Annotated in this window: 10 protein-coding genes; 7 read left to right on the forward strand and 3 right to left on the reverse strand. The window is 72.9% G+C overall.

Going from position 1 to position 16791, the window contains the following annotated elements:
* The first annotated feature begins 383 nt into the window (after positions 1-383).
* A complete protein-coding gene (locus ACLHRZ_RS10690) occupies positions 384-3062 on the forward strand; it encodes an ATP-binding protein (protein WP_490418090.1) in 2679 nt (892 codons plus the stop codon).
* A 5-nt stretch (positions 3063-3067) separates the two neighbouring features.
* On the opposite strand, the gene ku is transcribed toward ACLHRZ_RS10690, so the two are convergent.
* Positions 3068-3967 carry a non-homologous end joining protein Ku gene (ku, locus tag ACLHRZ_RS10695; protein WP_490418091.1) on the reverse strand — a complete coding sequence of 300 codons (900 nt, stop codon included), beginning with the start codon at positions 3965-3967 and terminating at the stop codon, positions 3068-3070.
* A gap of 32 nt (positions 3968-3999) precedes the next feature.
* Here ku and ligD point away from each other — a divergent pair, with 32 nt between their 5' ends.
* Positions 4000-4902: a non-homologous end-joining DNA ligase gene (gene ligD / locus ACLHRZ_RS10700; protein WP_490418092.1), complete on the forward strand. Its 903-nt coding sequence runs from the start codon at positions 4000-4002 to the stop codon at positions 4900-4902.
* Positions 4903-5063: 161 nt separating this feature from the next.
* Here ligD and ACLHRZ_RS10705 read toward each other — a convergent pair whose 3' ends face one another.
* Entirely contained in the window at positions 5064-6086 is a 1023-nt protein-coding gene (locus tag ACLHRZ_RS10705) for a PHP domain-containing protein (protein WP_490418268.1), read from the reverse strand.
* Positions 6087-6202: 116 nt separating this feature from the next.
* Between ACLHRZ_RS10705 and ACLHRZ_RS10710 the strand changes: the two genes are divergently transcribed.
* A complete protein-coding gene (locus tag ACLHRZ_RS10710) occupies positions 6203-7597 on the forward strand; it encodes an NAD(P)/FAD-dependent oxidoreductase (protein WP_490418093.1) in 1395 nt (464 codons plus the stop codon).
* An 88-nt stretch (positions 7598-7685) separates the two neighbouring features.
* Here ACLHRZ_RS10710 and ACLHRZ_RS10715 read toward each other — a convergent pair whose 3' ends face one another.
* Positions 7686-9116 (reverse strand): lipase maturation factor family protein, encoded by a 1431-nt coding sequence (locus ACLHRZ_RS10715; protein WP_490418094.1) that lies wholly within the window; start codon positions 9114-9116, stop codon positions 7686-7688.
* Between the two features lie 194 nt (positions 9117-9310).
* Between ACLHRZ_RS10715 and ACLHRZ_RS10720 the strand changes: the two genes are divergently transcribed.
* The 4 genes from ACLHRZ_RS10720 (at position 9311) to meaB (ending at position 16707) form a co-directional block, all read left to right on the forward strand.
* Positions 9311-11389, forward strand: coding sequence for a SpoIIE family protein phosphatase (locus ACLHRZ_RS10720; RefSeq protein ID WP_490418269.1), 2079 nt, complete (start codon positions 9311-9313; stop codon positions 11387-11389).
* A 252-nt stretch (positions 11390-11641) separates the two neighbouring features.
* Positions 11642-13513 (forward strand): methylmalonyl-CoA mutase small subunit, encoded by a 1872-nt coding sequence (mutA, locus tag ACLHRZ_RS10725; RefSeq protein ID WP_490418095.1) that lies wholly within the window; start codon positions 11642-11644, stop codon positions 13511-13513.
* A complete protein-coding gene (gene scpA, locus ACLHRZ_RS10730) occupies positions 13513-15711 on the forward strand; it encodes a methylmalonyl-CoA mutase (RefSeq protein ID WP_490418096.1) in 2199 nt (732 codons plus the stop codon). The genes mutA and scpA overlap by 1 nt, the downstream gene beginning before the upstream one ends.
* Before the next feature lie 6 nt (positions 15712-15717).
* Positions 15718-16707 carry a methylmalonyl Co-A mutase-associated GTPase MeaB gene (gene meaB / locus ACLHRZ_RS10735; RefSeq protein ID WP_490418097.1) on the forward strand — a complete coding sequence of 330 codons (990 nt, stop codon included), beginning with the start codon at positions 15718-15720 and terminating at the stop codon, positions 16705-16707.
* Positions 16708-16791 lie beyond the last annotated feature (84 nt).

Below are 16791 nucleotides of genomic sequence, written 5' to 3' on the forward strand. Positions count from 1 at the left end.
GAAACAAATCGTGGGGGCGACGTGGGAATAAAGGGGAGCCACCCGAGCGCGAAGGGGGTGCGGAGGTTCTCCGGTCGCGGCAGCGCAGCGGCAGACGGCAGCGTGCTGCAGTCGCCACAACCCGCTGCGCGAGATGGAGCGTAGCCGGTCGCGTGGTGCTCCGACGGGAAGTTGTCATATTCGCAGAATGGGGTGACGACCGAATTCGAAAGGCATCACAATGCCCCCTGCATCAGCTGTTATCGAAAATGTATTTGAGTAGTGCGGATCTGTGCGTACGGAGGCCGGCCCGAGTCCGTGAGTAGTCTGTCCTGCGAACCTCGCCCCAAGGCTCGCCGCCGGGGCTAGGCTCGCCTCATCACACTCAATGGGAGGGCAGTGTCATGACCGGGCATCTGGACGAACGCCGCCCGCACACCGCCCTGTTCGAGCGCGAGCGGGAGATCGGGGCGGCCCGGCTGGCGGTCGAGGAGCTGTGCGGCGGTCCCGAACGCGGCCGGCCCCGGGGCGGGCTGCTGCTCTGCAACGGCGAGGCCGGTACCGGGAAGACCGCGCTGCTGGGCGAGGTGCGGCGGATCGCCGCCGAACTCGGCGGCTGCACCGTGCTGTCCGCCCGCGGCAGCAAGGGTGCGGAAACCGTTCCCTTCCACGTCGTCCGGCAACTGCTGCAGCCCGCCCTGGCTCCCATGACCCCGGCGGAGCGCGAGGAACTGCTCGGCGCCTGGCACGACATCTCGGGTCCGGCCCTGGGGATCGCGCCGCCGTCCGGCGGACAGCCCGACCCGCAGGGCGTGCGCGACGGTCTGGACTGGCTGGTCGCTCAATTCGCCATGCGGCACGGACCGTTGATCCTGGTGGTCGACGACGCACACTGGGTCGATGCGGAGTCGCTGAACTGGATCAGTTCGTTCGCCGTGCGGCTCGGGGAGCTGCCGGTCCTCCTGGTCGCCGCCTACCGGCCCCGTGAACTGCCCGAAAAGGTCCCCGCGTTCGCGGACCTGGTGGACGGCCGTGGCCACCGCCCCGTCGTCCTGCACCCGCTCACTCCCGCAGCCGTGGCCGAGCTGGTGCGCGGCGCCCTGGGCGAGCGGTCCGACGACCCCTTCTGCCGCGAGATCTGGGCCGTCACCGGCGGCAATCCGTACGAGGCCGTCGAATTGATCGCCAAGTCCCGGGACCGCGGCCTCAAGCCCACGGAGGAATCGGCGGCCCTGCTCCGCGAGCTCGGTGCCGCCGCCCGCGGGAGCGGGCTGGTCACCCGTCTCGAACAACTCGGCACGTCCACGACCCGGTTCGCCTGGGCGGCCGCCGTGCTCGGTACGGAGATCGCGCCCCGCATGGCGGCCATGGTCGCCGGTATGAGCCCTTCGGAAGGGCTGACCTGTGCGGACCGGCTGCGCGAGGCCCGGATCCTCGTCGGCGTCACCGAGCTCGAATTCGTCCATCCCCTGATCGCCACCGCCGTCTACCAGGCCATCCCGCCCGCCACGCGCACCGCGATGCACGGGCTGGCGGCCTGGGCGCTCACCAACGCGGGGCAGGGCGCCGCCATGGCGTCGCGGCATCTCCTCGAAGTCCACCCCGACGACGACCCGGACCTGGTGCGGCAACTGCGCAGAGCGGCCCAGGAACACCTCGCCGTCGGCGCTCCCGAGGCCGCGACCCGCTGTCTGGAACGGGCGCTGGCCGAGCCGCCGCCCGACGAGGACAGGGCGAGCGTGCTGTACGAGCTGGGCTGTTCGGCCCTGTTGACCTCGCCGCCCGCCACCATCAACCACCTGCGTGCAGCACTCGATCTGCCGGGGCTGCCGGACGGCCTGCGCGTCAACGCGACGTTCCGCCTGTCCCAGGCGTACGCGCACAACAGCCAACTGGCCGAAGCCGCGAAGGTCGTGGCCGATCAGGCGACCAGGACGCCGACGGGCCCCGACCGGATGCGGCTGCAGGCCGCCCACTTCCTCTGGAAGGGGATTCAGCTGGAGGAGGACGGGGCGCACGAGCGCTCCCGGGAGGTCGCCGCACTCGCCGGCCGCCTCCGCGGGCGCGACAACGCCGAGCGGGCCCTGCTGGCGCTCCACGCCTTCGACGGCATGATCCGTGCCGATGACGCCATGGAGGTCGTCGACCGCGCCGACCGCACCCTGACGGGCAACCGGCTCCCCGAGGGCCTGGGGTGGACGAACTCGGAGTGGGGCTTCGAGATCCCCAGCATCATCGGCATCACCTATGCCTTCACGGACCGTCTCGACCAGGCCGAGGAGCTCTTCACCGAGGCCGTGCGCGCCTTCGAGATCTCCGGATGGCGCGGTGCCCACCTGGCCTTCGCCCACGAGTACCTCGGCCTCGTCCACTTCCGGCGGGGCCGGCTGGAGCTCGCCGAGCAGTTCCTGCGCGAAGGGCTCCGCCTGGCGGACCGGCTGGGTCCGGGGCTGCCGATCCAGTGGGACGGGACCTGCATGCTCGTCGACACCCTGCTGGCACGCGGCCGGGTCGACGAGGCCCGCGCCGTGGCGGAGAAGTACACGTTCGGCCCGCCCTATCCTCCGGCCATGGTGATGCCCGATGCGGCGTCCGTGGCCGGGAAGCTGCTGCTCGCCATCGGACGGACCAAGGAGGCCGTCGCCGAACTGGAGGGTGCCGGGCGGCGGTTGAGCGAGCGCGGTCGGCACAACACCCTCTGGGCTCCGTGGGCCCTGGACCTGGCGGCGGCCGTCGCACCCGAAGAGCCCGAACGCGCCCGCGCGTTGGCGGACCAGGCCGTGCAGCACGCCATGCGGTTCGGCACCGACACCGCCATCGGCGAGGCGCTGCGGCGGGCCGCCCGGGTGGTCACGCCGGAGGACGCGCTGGTCAAGCTGGACCGGTCGGTGGAGTACCTGCGGAGGTCGCCGTGCCGCTTCGAGTACGCGTCCGCCCTGGTGGAGCGCGGTGCCGCGCTGCGCCGGGCAGGCCGTGACGACGAGGCGGCGGGACAACTGCGGGAGGGCCTCGAAATCGCCGAGGAGTGCGGGGCGGAGGGGCTGGCCGACAGGGCGAGGACCGAGCTGACGCCGGTGGTCTGACCTGGTCAGCCCGCCTTCTTCCGGGTGCTGCTCTTCTTCGCCGCCTGCTTCTTCGGCGCGGCCTTGGCCTTGGCCGGCTCACGACGCGCCGCCGCCTTCTTCGGCTTCGTCCCCGCCTTCGCCCCCTCCGGCTTCCCGGCGGCGCGGTCGATGGACGCCTGGAGGGCGGACATCAGGTCGATGACGTTGTCGGGCGCCTTGGTGGTGGCCTTCCTCGTCACCGGGCGGTGGTCCAGGTGGGCGGCGATGAGGTCGTCCAGGGCGACCTGGTACTCGTCCTCCAGGGAGTCGAGGTCGAAGTCCTCCGAGAGCGTGTCCATCAGGCTCGTGGCCATCTTCAGTTCCTGCGGGCGCACGGTCACCGAGGCCGGCGGGGCGAGGTCGGTGCTGTCGCGGATCTCGTCGGGCCAGTACATGGTGTGCAGGGTCAGCAGGTCCTCGTGGACGCGGAGCAGGGCCAGGGACTCCCGGGTGCGCAGGGCGATCTTGGTGACGGCGACGCGGTCGGTCTTCTTGAGGGTCTCGCGCAGCAGGACGTACGGCTTGTCCGCGGCCGTGCTGTCCGGCGCGAGGTAGTAGGAGCTCGACAGCTGCAGGGGGTCGATGCGGTCGGCCTCGACGAAGGCCAGGACGTCGATGAGCTTCTTGCTCGGCAGGGGCAGGCCCGCGAGGTCGCTCTGGGTGACGACCGCGGTGTGGCCCTCGTCGTCCTCGAAGCCCTTGGCGACCTCCTCGTAGGGGACGTCCTCGCCGCAGCTGTCGCACACGCGCTTGAGGCGGATCCGGCCGCCGTCCCCGGCGTGGACCTGGTGCAGTCTGATGCCGTGTTCCTGGGTCGCGGCGTAGAGGCGTACGGGCACGGAGACCAGGCCGAAACCGATCGCGCCCTTCCACATGGTGCGCATGGATTTGTCCCTCCGCGGGGAATTCCTACCTTATGCCTGTCACTCCGGACCGGCAGGTGGTGGAGGTCGACGGCCGCCGGCTGTCGCTGTCCCATCTCGACCGGGTGCTCTTCCCCGCCACGGGGCACACCAAGGCGCAGGTGCTGCAGTACTACGCGCGGATCGCGCCCGCGATGGTGCCGCACACCGCCGGGCGTCCCGCCTCGTTCGTGCGGGCGCCCGAGGGGCCGGAGGGGGAGAGCTGGGTCGCCAAGAACCCGCCCCCGGGGGCGCCCGGATGGGTGCGGGTGGTGTCCGTGGAGCACCGGGACGGGGTGACCGGGCAGGTCGTGATCGACTCGACCGCCGCGCTCGTCGCGATGGTGAATCTGGGCGCCTACGAGGTGCACGTCCCGCAGTGGACGGCGGACGCCGGGCCGGACCGGCACGACCGGCTCGTGCTCGACCTGGACCCGGGGCCCGGCACCGACCTCGTCGTCTGCTGCCGCGTCGCCCAGCGGCTGCGCCAGTTGCTGGACGACGACGGCCTCACCGCCCACGCCGTGGTCTCCGGCTCCAAGGGGCTGCACCTCTACGCGCCCGTCCACCCCGCCTCCGGCCGGGCGGTCAGCGGCTACGCCAAGGAGCTGGCCGCCCGGATGATGGGCGAGCACCCCGGTCTGGTGGTGGTCTCCATGACGCGCGTCGAGCGCCGCGGCAAGGTGCTCATCGACTGGTCGCAGAACGCGAGCGCCAAGACCACCGCCGCCCCCTACACCCTTCGCCTTCGTGAACGGCCCGCCGTGGCCGCCCCTGTCACCTGGGACGAGGTCGCGGCCTGCCGCGACCCGGGGGAGCTGGCCTTCACGCCCGAGCAGGTCCTCGACCGCGCCGAGGAGTTCGGCGACCTGCTGGCACCGCTGACCACTGACGTGACGCGCGGGCACGTTCCGTGAAGGGGCGCCCCGTAAGGGGCGCGGGGAACTGCGCGACCAGCAACGACGCGCCCGCAGTCGAGGTATCCGGGCGGGTCGGTGGGCGCTGGTTGCGCCCACGCGGCGGAGCCGCAAATCGTCAGGGGCCCCGCGCCCCTGACGGGGCGCTGCCCCTCGCCCGCTCACCCGTACGGGTGAGACCGCGTCCACTCCAACAGCCGCTCCTCGGGCCACGTGGTGATCACGTGGCCCGCCGGTACCCCGCACTCCTCCGCGCGGGCGCAGCCGTAGCTCTGCCAGTCCAGCTGGCCGGGGGCGTGGGCGTCGCTGTCGATCGCGAACAGCACGCCGGCGTCGAGCGCCTGGCGCAGCAGCCGGCGCGGCGGGTCGAGCCGTTCGGGGCGGCTGTTGATCTCCACGGCGGTGCCGAAGCGGGCGCAGGCCGCGAAGACCATCGCCGCGTCGAACTCCGATTCGGGCCGCCCCCGCCCGTCCAGCAGCCGGCCCGTGCAGTGCCCCAGCACGTCCACCAGCGGACTGGCGACGGCGGCCACCAGACGGCGGGTCATGCCCTCCGCGTCCATCCGCAGTTTCGAGTGCACCGAGGCGACCACCACGTCCAGCCGCTCCAGCAGTTCCTCCTCCTGGTCCAGTGAGCCGTCGGCGAGGATGTCGCACTCGATGCCCGTCAGCAGCCGGAAGCCGTCGCCCAGGCGCTCGTTCACCTCGGCGACCGCGTCGAGCTGGCCGCGCAGCCGCTCCGGGGAGAGGCCGCGGGCGACGGTCAGCCTGGGGGAGTGGTCGGTCAGTACCGCCCACTCGTGGCCCAGGTCCCGGGCCGCGCGGGCCATCTCCTCGATGCCGCTGCCGCCGTCCGACCAGTCCGAGTGCAGGTGGCAGTCACCGCGCAGCGCCGCCCGCAACTTCTCGCCGCCCTCGGCCGGCGGGCCGCCGGACTCCTGCTCCAGGTGTGCCAGGTACTCCGGCACCCTGCCGGCCAGCGCCTCGCCGACCACGGCGGCCGTCCTGGGGCCGATCGACTTGACCTGGGTGAGCGAGGCGTCGGCCGCGCGCCGGCGCACCTCCTCCTCCGGCATGGCGGCGATCACCCCGGCCGCCGTGCGGAAGGCCTTGACCCGATAGGTGGGCGCCCGGTCGCGCTCCAGCAGGAACGCGATGCGCTCCAGCGCCTCCACCGGCCCCATGGCGGACATTGCACCCACCTCCACACCCCACCGTGCGCCACGGCCCGTTCGCCCGCATGTGTTCGGGACGGGCGCGGTATGGGGAGACCAGACAGACAGCCGTCAGGAGGTCCGGGATGAGCAGTGCGAACGGCCGCCGGTCAGTGGTGCTCGGTGGCGGGATGGCCGGAATGCTGGCCGCGGCGGTGCTCGCGGACCACGGTCACGACGTCGTGGTCGTCGAGCGCGACCGGCTGCCGGACACCGTCCGTGCGCGCAGAGGGGTGCCGCAGGCCCGCCACGCTCACCTGATGATGTCCGGCGGCGTGCGGGTGATGGAGACCCTGCTGCCCGGCATCGCCGAGCAGTGGCTGGCGGCGGGGGCCCTGCGGATCCCCCTGCCGACCGGGGTGATCTCCCTCCTGGCACAGGGCTGGTTGCCGCGCTGGCCCGAGATGGAGTACGTCATCGCCTGCAGCCGCGACCTGCTCGACGCCGTCGTGCGCGAACAGGTCCTGGCCCGGCCGGGGATCACGCTGCACGAGGGCGCCGAGGCCGCAGGCCTGCTCGGGACCGCGCGCAGGGTGACGGGCGTGCGTCTGCACGGCGGGGACGGCGCCGAGGACCTCGCGGCGGACCTCGTGGTCGACACCACCGGCCGCGGTTCCCGGGCGCCGCAGTGGCTGGCGCAACTCGGGCTGCCCGAAGTCCGTGAGAGGACGGTCGACTCGGGGCTGGTCTACGCGACGCGGGTGTTCCGTGCGCCGCCCGGGGCGGAGGACGTTCCCGTGGTCAGTGTCCAGGCGGAGGCGGGCACGCCGCGCCCGGGGCGGGGCGCCACCCTGATGCCCATCGAGGGCGGGCGCTGGATCGTCACCCTCGCGGGCACCCGGGGCGGTGAACCCACGCGGGACATCAGGGATTTCGAGCCCTACGCGCGCACGCTGCGGCACCCGATCGTGGCCGACCTCATCGCCCGCGCCGAGCCGCTGACCGAGGTGCACCTCACCCGCTCCACCGTCAACCGGCGCCGGTACTTCGAGCGGCTCCCGGAGTGGCCGGCCGGTTTCCTCGCCATGGGTGATGCGCTGGCCGCGTACAACCCGGTCTACGGGCACGGCATGTCGGTGGCCGCGCACAGTGCGGCCGCCCTGCGCGTCGTCCTTCGGGCGGAGGGGGCGGGTGGTCCGGGGTTCGCCCGGCGTGCGCAGCAGGCGGCTGCTGCTGCGGCGGGGCCCGCCTGGGATCTGGCGACCGGTGAGGACGTCAACTACCCCGGGGTGATCGGCGGCCGGCCGCCGGTGGCGGCCCGGCTGCTGCGGGGGTATGTGCAGCGGACGATCCTGACTGCGACCGCCAACCCGGCTGTCACGCGGCCATTGTTGGAGGTGATGACGTTGTCGCGGCCGCTGTCGGCCCTGTTCTCTCCCGGGGTTGCGCTTCATGTGCTGCGGGGGCCCGGGCGGTTGCCCTCGGCGGAGCCGCCGCTCAGTGCGGGGGAGCGGGAGCGGTGGGGGTTGGTGCGGGTCTGAGCCCGGCTGCGGGTTCGTTGTGGTTGCTCGCGCCCACGCGGCGGAGCCGCATATCAAGGACAGCCTCGCGCCCCTTACGGGGCGCCACTTACCGCTTCACCAACGCCACCGGCGGCAGCCACTCCCGTTCCAGTGTGCGGTGCCACCACGCCCCCGTCTCGCGCCGCTCCTGCCACGTCGTGAAGCGGTACAGGTACAGCTGCGCGCGGACGTGCGTGGGCGGAGTGCCGGGGAAGGGGTTGTGGCGCAACAGCCTCAGCGTCGCAGGGTCGTTGGTGAGCAGCCGCTCGACGAACGGGCCGAACCAGTCCTCCGCGTACCCGGGCGAGATTCCCGCGAACCACATCAGCCAGTCGAGGCGCAGGTGCCACGGCGCGAACTGCCGTGGCACGCGCCGCGGATCGCCGGGCTTGCCCTTGAATTCGTACTCCTTCCACACCGTCTCCCGCGTGAGGTGCTCCTCGTCCGTGCCCTCGACGACCACCTCGTGGCGGCGGCGGTTGATGCTGCCGAACGCGCCGTAGGTGTTGACGAGGTGGTAGGGGTTGAAGGACATGTTCATCCGCTGGTGGCGGGAGAGCAGGTTGCGCACCGGCCACCAGCTCAGGACGAGCACGAACACGGTGACGGCGAGGACGAGGACCTCGTACCAGACGGGCGCGCCGGGCCCGGGGGAGTGGCGCGGCAGGGAGAACAGCTCGGCGGCGGCGTTGCCGTCGACGGCGGACAGGGCGATGACGATCGTGATCCAGTTCAGCCAGGCGAAGTTGCCCGAGGCGACGAGCCAGAGCTGGGTGACGATGATCAGTCCCGCCGCCACGCTCGCCGCGGGCTGCGGCAGGAACAGCCCGAAGGGCACGATCAGCTGGGCCACGTGGTTGGCGCCGGTCTCCACGCGGTGCAGGGGCCGCGGCAGCCGGTGGAAGAACCAGCTCAGCGGCCCCGGCATGGGCTGCGTCTCGTGGTGGTAGTAGAGGCAGGTCAGATCGCGCCAGCAGGGATCGCCGCGCCATTTGATCAGCCCCGCGCCGAACTCGACGCGGAAGACCAGCCAGCGCAGCAGCCAGAGCACCAGGACGGGCGGGTCCGTACGGGCGTTGCCCAGGAAGACGGCCAGGAAGCCCGTCTCCAGCAGCAGCGACTCCCAGCCGAAGGAGTACCAGGTCTGCCCCACGTTGACGATCGACAGGTACAGCACCCACAGCACCGCCCACATCGCCATCGCCGCCCCCAGCGGCACCGCGTCGGCGGCGCCGGCGACGATCGCGGCGGACAGCAGGGCGCCGGCCCAGGCCCACGCGGCGAAGAAGCGGTCCGAGTAGTGGAGGTGGAAGACGCTGGGCGTCCGGCGCAGCGGCACGAACCGCACGAACCGCGGCACCGGCAGCATCCCCCGCTCCCCGATGAGCGCGCGGAACTGCACGGCCGCCGACAGGAAGGCCACCAGGTAGACGACGGCGAGCATGCGCTGCAGCACCAGCCGGCTGAGCCAGTACCCGGATGCCGTGAACCACTCCATCCCCGCGCTCCTCGGATTTCCGGCGGCCCTGGATTCCACGGTGACCCCTACCCGGCGTCCGCACACTCCGTACCGCTTCGGGCCGTGCCGTCACCCTGCGCAGTCGCATCGAATAAACGGGCAAATGGTGGCAGAGTGTCCCTATGGTTGATCGGGGAGCGGCTGACCGGGACACGACACCGGCCGCCGCACCGATGCCGGACGCCGCAGCGAAGCCGGACCCGTCCCTGCCGGACGACTGGCCCGCGGGCCCGGGGCTGAGCCTCGCCCTCAACCGCATGGGCAGCTTCGACTGGGACCTCGACAGCGGCCGGCTGCACCTGGACCCCGGGGCGCTCGCCGTCCTGCGGATGCGCCCCGAGGAGTTCGACGGGGACCCCACCTCGCTCGTCGGGCCGGTGCCGCGTGCCGAGAGCGCCCGCCTCGACGCCCTGATCTCCACGGCCCTCAAGGACGGCAGCGACTCCTACGGCGCCTACTTCCGCGTCCGCACCGCCGACGGCTCCCTGTGCTGGACCCACACCCAGGGCTTCATCCGGCGCGACGAGCAGGGCCGCCCCAGCCGCGTCATCGGCATCCTCCGCGACGCCACCGAGGAGCTCGGGCACTCCGCCCGGCCGTCCGGGCCCGAGGAGGTCCACCGCCACCAGACCAGCGTCGTCGAGCGGACCACCGCCGCCCTCGCGCACGCCAGGACGGTCCAGGACGTCATCGACTTCTTCAAGGACCCCCGGTCCGTGGAGCACCTGGGGTCCGACCTCCTCGTCCTCGGCCTCGTCGAGGCCGGGCGCGTCCACCTGGTCGCCGAGGGCCCCTCGGAGCACTACATCCCCGGCACGCTCTACACCCGCATCGACGACAACCTCCCCATGAGCGAGGTCATCCGCACCGTCACCCCGCGTTTCATCGAGTCCCGCGAGGAGTGGGCCGCCTGCTACCCCTGGCTGTGGGACAACATCACGGGCATCGGCATCTGCTCCGCCGCCTATCTGCCGCTCGTCGCCCAGGGCCGGCCCATCGGCGCCCTCGGCATCCTCTACCGGGACACCCGCGGCTTCACCCAGCAGGAGCGCAACCTCTTCATCGCCCTGGCCAGCAGCCTCGCCCAGGCCATCGCCCGGGCCATGCTCTTCGACCAGGAGCACGACCTCGCCGAGGGTCTGCAGCAGGCCATGCTGCCGCGCCGCATCCCCGACATCCCCGGCGCGCAGATCGCCGTCCGCTACCGCTCCGCCCGCATGGGCCGCGACGTCGGCGGCGACTGGTACGACGTGGTGCCGCTGCCGGGCGGCCGGGTCGGGGCCGTCATCGGCGACGTCCAGGGACACGACACCCAAGCCGCCGCCGTGATGGGCCAGTTGCGCATCGTACTGCGGGCCTACGCCACCGAGGGGCACGCCCCGGGCACCGTGATGGCCCGCGCCTCCACCTTCCTGCACGAACTGGACACCGACCGCTTCGCCACCTGCTTCTATGCCGAGGCCGACCTCTCCACCGGCGTCGTCCAGCTCGTGCGCGCCGGGCACATCGACCCGCTGCTGCGGCACGCCGACGGCACCTGCCGGCGGCTGCCCGTCGCCGGCGGGCTGCCGCTGGGCCTCTCGGCCGAGTTCGGGCCGCTCGACTACCCCGTGACGACCATGGAGATGGACCCGGGGGAGACCCTGCTGATGTTCACCGACGGCCTGGTCGAGGAGCCCGGCGCCGACCTCGACGAGGGCATGCAGAAGCTCGCGGCCGTCATCCGCGACGGACCCTACGAACTGCAGAGCCTGGCCGACCGGCTGTGCGAGACCAGCGGCGAGCGCATCGGCGAGGACGACATGGCCGTGCTGCTGCTGCGCCGTCACGGCGAGCCCGTCCGCGGCGGCGGCCGGCTCCAGCAGCACATCGCCCCCGCCGACCCCGAGGCCCTCTCCGCCGCCCGCCACATGATCCGCGCCGCCGTGCGGGCCTGGGGTGCCCGGGAGCGCTCGGACGAAATCGAGCTGGTCGCCGACGAGTTGGCCACCAACGCCCTGCTGCACACCGAGGGCGCCGCCGTGGTGACGATCCGTATGATCACCGGCCCGCAGCGCCGGGTGCGCGTCGAGGTCGAGGACAAGTCCAGTGTGCTGCCGCGGCGCAGGGAGCCCGGCGAGTCGGGGGTGTCGGGCCGGGGGCTGCTGCTGGTCGACCGGCTCGCCGACGTGTGGGGCGTGGAGCCGCGCGGTACGGGCAAGTCGGTGTGGTGCGAGTTCGTCGTGCCGGGGCGGCACGAACGCGCCCCGTAAGGGCCCCGGATCCCCGGGGCGGTGCGTCGGCTGCGGGCCGGCGGTGGCTGGTCGCGCCCACGCGGCAGAGCCGCATATCGATACAGCCCCGCGCCTCTTACGGGGCGCGATTGAAGTACCGCGACCCCGTAGGGGTGCGGGGAACTGCGCGAGCAACCACACACAACCCGCAGTCGCATGAACACGGAAGAGGCCAAGGTCACAGCCCTTGCCCCTGCTGCGGTGAGCACCGGCTCGCCTAGCCTTCGGAGCATGACGGTCCTGCCTGATGATGGCTTCTCCCTGGCCGCCGAGTTCCCGGATGCGACCCGCGGGCAATGGCAGCGTCTTGTCGAAGGCGTGCTGAGCAAAGCGGGCACCGACGCGGCGGGGGCGGCGGCCGAGGACGTGCTGGCCACCGCGCTCCAGGACGGGCTCACCACGTGCCCGCTCTACACCGCCGAGAACGGCGCGGGCGCGGCCGGCCACCCGGGCTTCCCGCCGTTCGTGCGCGGCGGCCGGGCGGGGGCAACGGCCGTCTCCGGCTGGGACGTACGCCAGCAGCACCGCGAGTCCGACCCCCGCAAGGCCAACGAGGCCGTCCTGGCCGACCTGGAGAACGGGGTCACCTCCCTCTGGCTGACCGTCGGCCCCACGGGACTTCCCGTCTCCGGCCTGACCACCGCCCTGGAGGGCGTCTACCTCGACCTGGCCGCCGTCGTCCTCGACGCCGGCGCGGAGACCGGGCCCGCGGCCGAGGCCCTGCTGCGGCTCTGCGACGAGCGCGGCGTCCCCCGCACAGCCCTCACCGGCAACCTGGGCGCCGACCCGCTGGGCACCCTGGCCCGTACCGGACAGGACGACGACGGATCCGCCGCCGCACTGGCCGCCCGCTGCGCCCGCGAACTCCCCGGCCTGCGTGCCCTGACCGTCGACGCCCTGCCCTACCACGACGCCGGCGGCTCGGCCGCCGAGGAGCTCGGCTGTTCCCTCGCCACCGGCGTCGCCTACCTGCGCGCCCTCACCGACGCCGGGCTCACCGTCGACGAGGCCTGCGGCCAGCTGGAGTTCCGCTACGCGGCCACCGCCGACCAGTTCCTCACCATCGCCAAGTTCCGCGCCGCACGGCGGCTGTGGGCCCGGGTGGCCGAGGCCAGCGGCGCCGCCGCGGCGGCCGGTGCGCAGCGCCAACACGCCGTCACCTCCGCAGTGATGATGACCCGTCGGGACCCGTGGGTGAACATGCTGCGCACCACGGTCGCCTGCCTCGGCGCGGGCGTCGGCGGCGCGGACGCCGTCACCGTGCTGCCCTTCGACGCGGCCCTCGGACTGCCCGACGCCTTCGCCCGCCGGATCGCCCGCAACACCTCCGCCGTCCTGCTGGAGGAGTCCCACCTCGCGCGCGTCATCGACCCGGCGGGCGGCTCCTGGTACGTCGAGAGCCTGACCGACCGACTGGCGCACGCGGCCTGGGACTGGTTCCAGGAGATCGAGCGCGCCGGGGGACAGGAGGCCGCCCTGCGCTCGGGCCTGGTGGCCGACCGGCTCGCCGCCACCTGGCGCAGCCGCTCCGCCGACCTCGCCACCCGCCGCGAACCCATCACCGGCGTCAGCGAGTTCCCCCACCTCGGCGAGCAGCCGGTGCACCGCGAACCCGCCCCCGCCACGCCACCCGGCGGGCTGCCGAGGGTGCGCCGCGACGAGGCCTACGAGGCCCTGCGGGCCCGCTCCGACGCCCACCTGGACACCACGGGCTCCCGGCCCCGCGTCTTCCTCGCCGCCCTCGGCCCGGCCGCCGCGCACACCGCGCGGGCCGGCTTCGCCGCCAACCTCTTCCGGGCCGGCGGCATCGAGCCCGTCCACGAACCGGCCACCGTCGACGCCGCGACCGTCGCCGAGGCCTTCGCCCGCAGCGGCGCGAGCATCGCCTGCCTGTGCTCGGGCGACAAGCTGTACGCCGAGCAGGCCGAGGACGTCGCCGCGGCGCTCAAGTCCGCAGGCGCCGTCCGGGTGTTCCTCGCCGGGCGGCCGGGCACGGAGCAGCGGGAAGCATATGTACGAGCCGGAGTCGACGAGTTCGTCTTCGCGGGCGGCGACGCGGTCGCCGTGCTCTCCTCCGTCCTCGACCGCATGGGAGTGGCGTGATGCGGATTCCTGACTTCTCCGGCATCGGCCTCGGTCCGGCCGCCGCCTCCGCGGACCACGCCGCCTGGCGCTCCGCCCTGAAGGAGCACACCGGCCACAGCGCCGAGGACCTGGTCTGGGAGACCCCCGAGGGCATCGGCGTCAAGCCGCTCTACACCGCCGAGGACCTGCACGGGCTGGACTTCCTCGGCACCTACCCGGGCATCGCGCCCTACCTGCGCGGCCCGTACCCGACGATGTACGTCAACCAGCCCTGGACGATCCGCCAGTACGCCGGATTCTCCACCGCCGAGGAGTCCAACGCCTTCTACCGGCGCAACCTGGCGGCCGGCCAGAAGGGCCTGTCCGTCGCCTTCGACCTGCCGACCCACCGCGGCTACGACAGCGACCACCCGCGCGTCACCGGCGACGTCGGCATGGCGGGCGTCGCCATCGACTCGATCTACGACATGCGGCAGCTCTTCGACGGCATCCCGCTGGACCGCATGAGCGTGTCGATGACGATGAACGGCGCCGTCCTGCCCGTCCTCGCGCTCTACATCGTCGCCGCCGAGGAACAGGGCGTACCGCCCGAGAAGCTGGCCGGGACCATCCAGAACGACATCCTCAAGGAGTTCATGGTCCGCAACACCTACATCTATCCGCCCCGGCCCTCGATGCGGATCATCTCCGACATCTTCGCGTACACCTCGCAGAAGATGCCGCGCTACAACTCCATCTCCATCTCCGGCTACCACATCCAGGAGGCCGGGGCCACGGCCGACCTGGAGCTGGCCTATACCCTCGCCGACGGCGTCGAGTACCTGCGGGCCGGACTCGGCGCGGGGCTCGACGTGGACGCCTTCGCGCCCCGCCTGTCGTTCTTCTGGGCCATCGGCATGAACTTCTTCATGGAGATCGCCAAACTGCGCGCCGCCCGGCTGCTGTGGGCCCGGCTGGTCAAGCAGTTCGACCCGAAGAACACCAAGTCGCTCTCCCTGCGCACCCATTCGCAGACCTCCGGCTGGTCGCTGACCGCCCAGGACGTCTTCAACAATGTGGCCCGCACCTGCGTGGAGGCCATGGCCGCGACCCAGGGCCACACCCAGTCGCTGCACACCAACGCCCTCGACGAGGCGCTCGCCCTGCCCACCGACTTCTCCGCCCGCATCGCCCGCAACACCCAGCTGCTGCTCCAGCAGGAGTCCGGGACCTGCCGGGTCATCGACCCGTGGGGCGGCAGCGCCTACGTCGAGCGGCTCACCCACGACCTCGCCCGCCGCGCCTGGCAGCACATCGAGGAGGTCGAGGCGGCCGGCGGCATGGCCCAGGCCATCGACGCGGGCATCCCCAAGCTGCGCGTCGAGGAGGCCGCGGCCCGCACCCAGGCCCGCATCGACTCCGGCCGTCAGCCGGTCATCGGCGTCAACAAGTACCGCGTCGACAGCGACGAACAGATCGAGGTACTCAAGGTCGACAACTCCTCCGTGCGCGCCCAGCAGATCGAGAAGCTGCGGCGGCTGCGCGCCGAGCGCGACGAGGCGGCCTGCCAGGACGCCCTCGACGCCCTGACCCGCGCCGCCGGTTCGGAGCCCGGTCCCGGTCTCGACGGCAACCTGCTCGCCCTCGCCGTGGACGCGGCCCGCGCCAAGGCCACCGTGGGCGAGATCTCGGACGCCCTGGAGAAGGTGTACGGGCGGCACGCCGGGCAGATCCGTACGATCTCCGGTGTGTACCGCGAGGAAGCCGGAGCATCGACCGGAGTCGAGCGCACCCGCGCGCTGGTCGAGGCCTTCGAGCAGGAGGAGGGCCGCCGCCCTCGCATCCTGGTCGCCAAGATGGGCCAGGACGGCCACGACCGCGGCCAGAAGGTCATCGCCACCGCCTTCGCCGACCTCGGCTTCGACGTCGACGTCGGCCCGCTCTTCCAGACCCCGGCCGAGGTCGCCCGGCAGGCGGTGGAGGCCGACGTGCACATCGTCGGCGTCTCCTCGCTGGCCGCCGGCCACCTCACGCTCGTGCCGGCGCTGCGTGAGCAACTGGCCGAGCAGGGACGGGAGGACATCATGATCGTCGTCGGCGGGGTCATCCCGCCGCAGGACGTCCCCGTCCTCCTGGAGATCGGCGCCGCCGCGGTCTTCCCGCCCGGCACGGTCGTCCCGGACGCCGCCCACGACCTGCTGAAGACCCTCGCCGGGGTCCTCGGCCACGAGCTGTGAGCGCCCATGGCGCGCACGATTGACATCGACGCGTACGTCAAGGGCGTGCTCGACGGCAAGCGGGCCGCCGTCGCGCGGGCCATCACCCTCGTCGAGTCGACACGGGCCGACCACCGTGCAGCCGCCCAGCGGATGCTGACCGAGCTGCTGCCGCACACCGGTGCGGCGCGCCGGATCGGCATCACGGGCGTGCCGGGCGTGGGCAAGTCGACGTTCATCGACGCCTTCGGCACGATGCTCACCGGGTTCGGCCACCGGGTCGCCGTGCTGGCCGTGGACCCGTCCTCCGGCCGGACCGGCGGCAGCATCCTGGGCGACAAGACCCGCATGGAGCGGCTCGCCGTCGACCCCGCGGCCTTCGTCCGGCCCTCGCCCAGCGCGGGCACCCTGGGCGGGGTCGCGCGGGCCACCCGCGAGGCCATGGTGGTGATGGAGGCGGCCGGTTACGACGCGGTGCTCGTCGAGACCGTGGGCGTCGGCCAGTCGGAGACCGCCGTGGCCGGCATGGTCGACACCTTCCTGATGCTCACCCTCGCCCGCACCGGCGACCAGCTCCAGGGCATCAAGAAGGGCGTCCTCGAACTCGCCGACGTCGTCGCCGTCAACAAGGCGGACGGCCCCCACGAGCGCGACGCCCGGGCCGCGGCACGCGAACTGGCCGGGGCCCTGCGCCTGTTGCAGGCGCCGGACGCCTCCTGGAACCCGCCCGTGCTGACGTGCAGCGCGCGCGAGAACACCGGGCTGGACACCGTGTGGGAGCGGATCGAGCAGCACCGCCGGGTGCTGTCCGCGACGGGCGGGCTGGACGGGCGGCGCCGCGCGCAGCAGGTGGAGTGGACGTGGTCCATGGTCCGCGACCAGCTGCTGTCCGAGCTGCACGGCCACCCCGAGGTGCGGCGGCTGGGGCCGGATCTTGAACGGCAGGTGCGTGAGGGTACGTTGCCGGCCGGCGTGGCAGCGGAGCGCTTGCTGCGGGCCTTTCGCGGCGCCCCGTAAGGCGCCCCGTAGGGGCGCGGGGCGGCTCCGCCGCGTGGGCGCGATCAGCCACCGCCGGCCTGCAGCCGACGCACCACCCCGGGG

The organism is Streptomyces sp. AM25 (genome assembly GCF_058146165.1).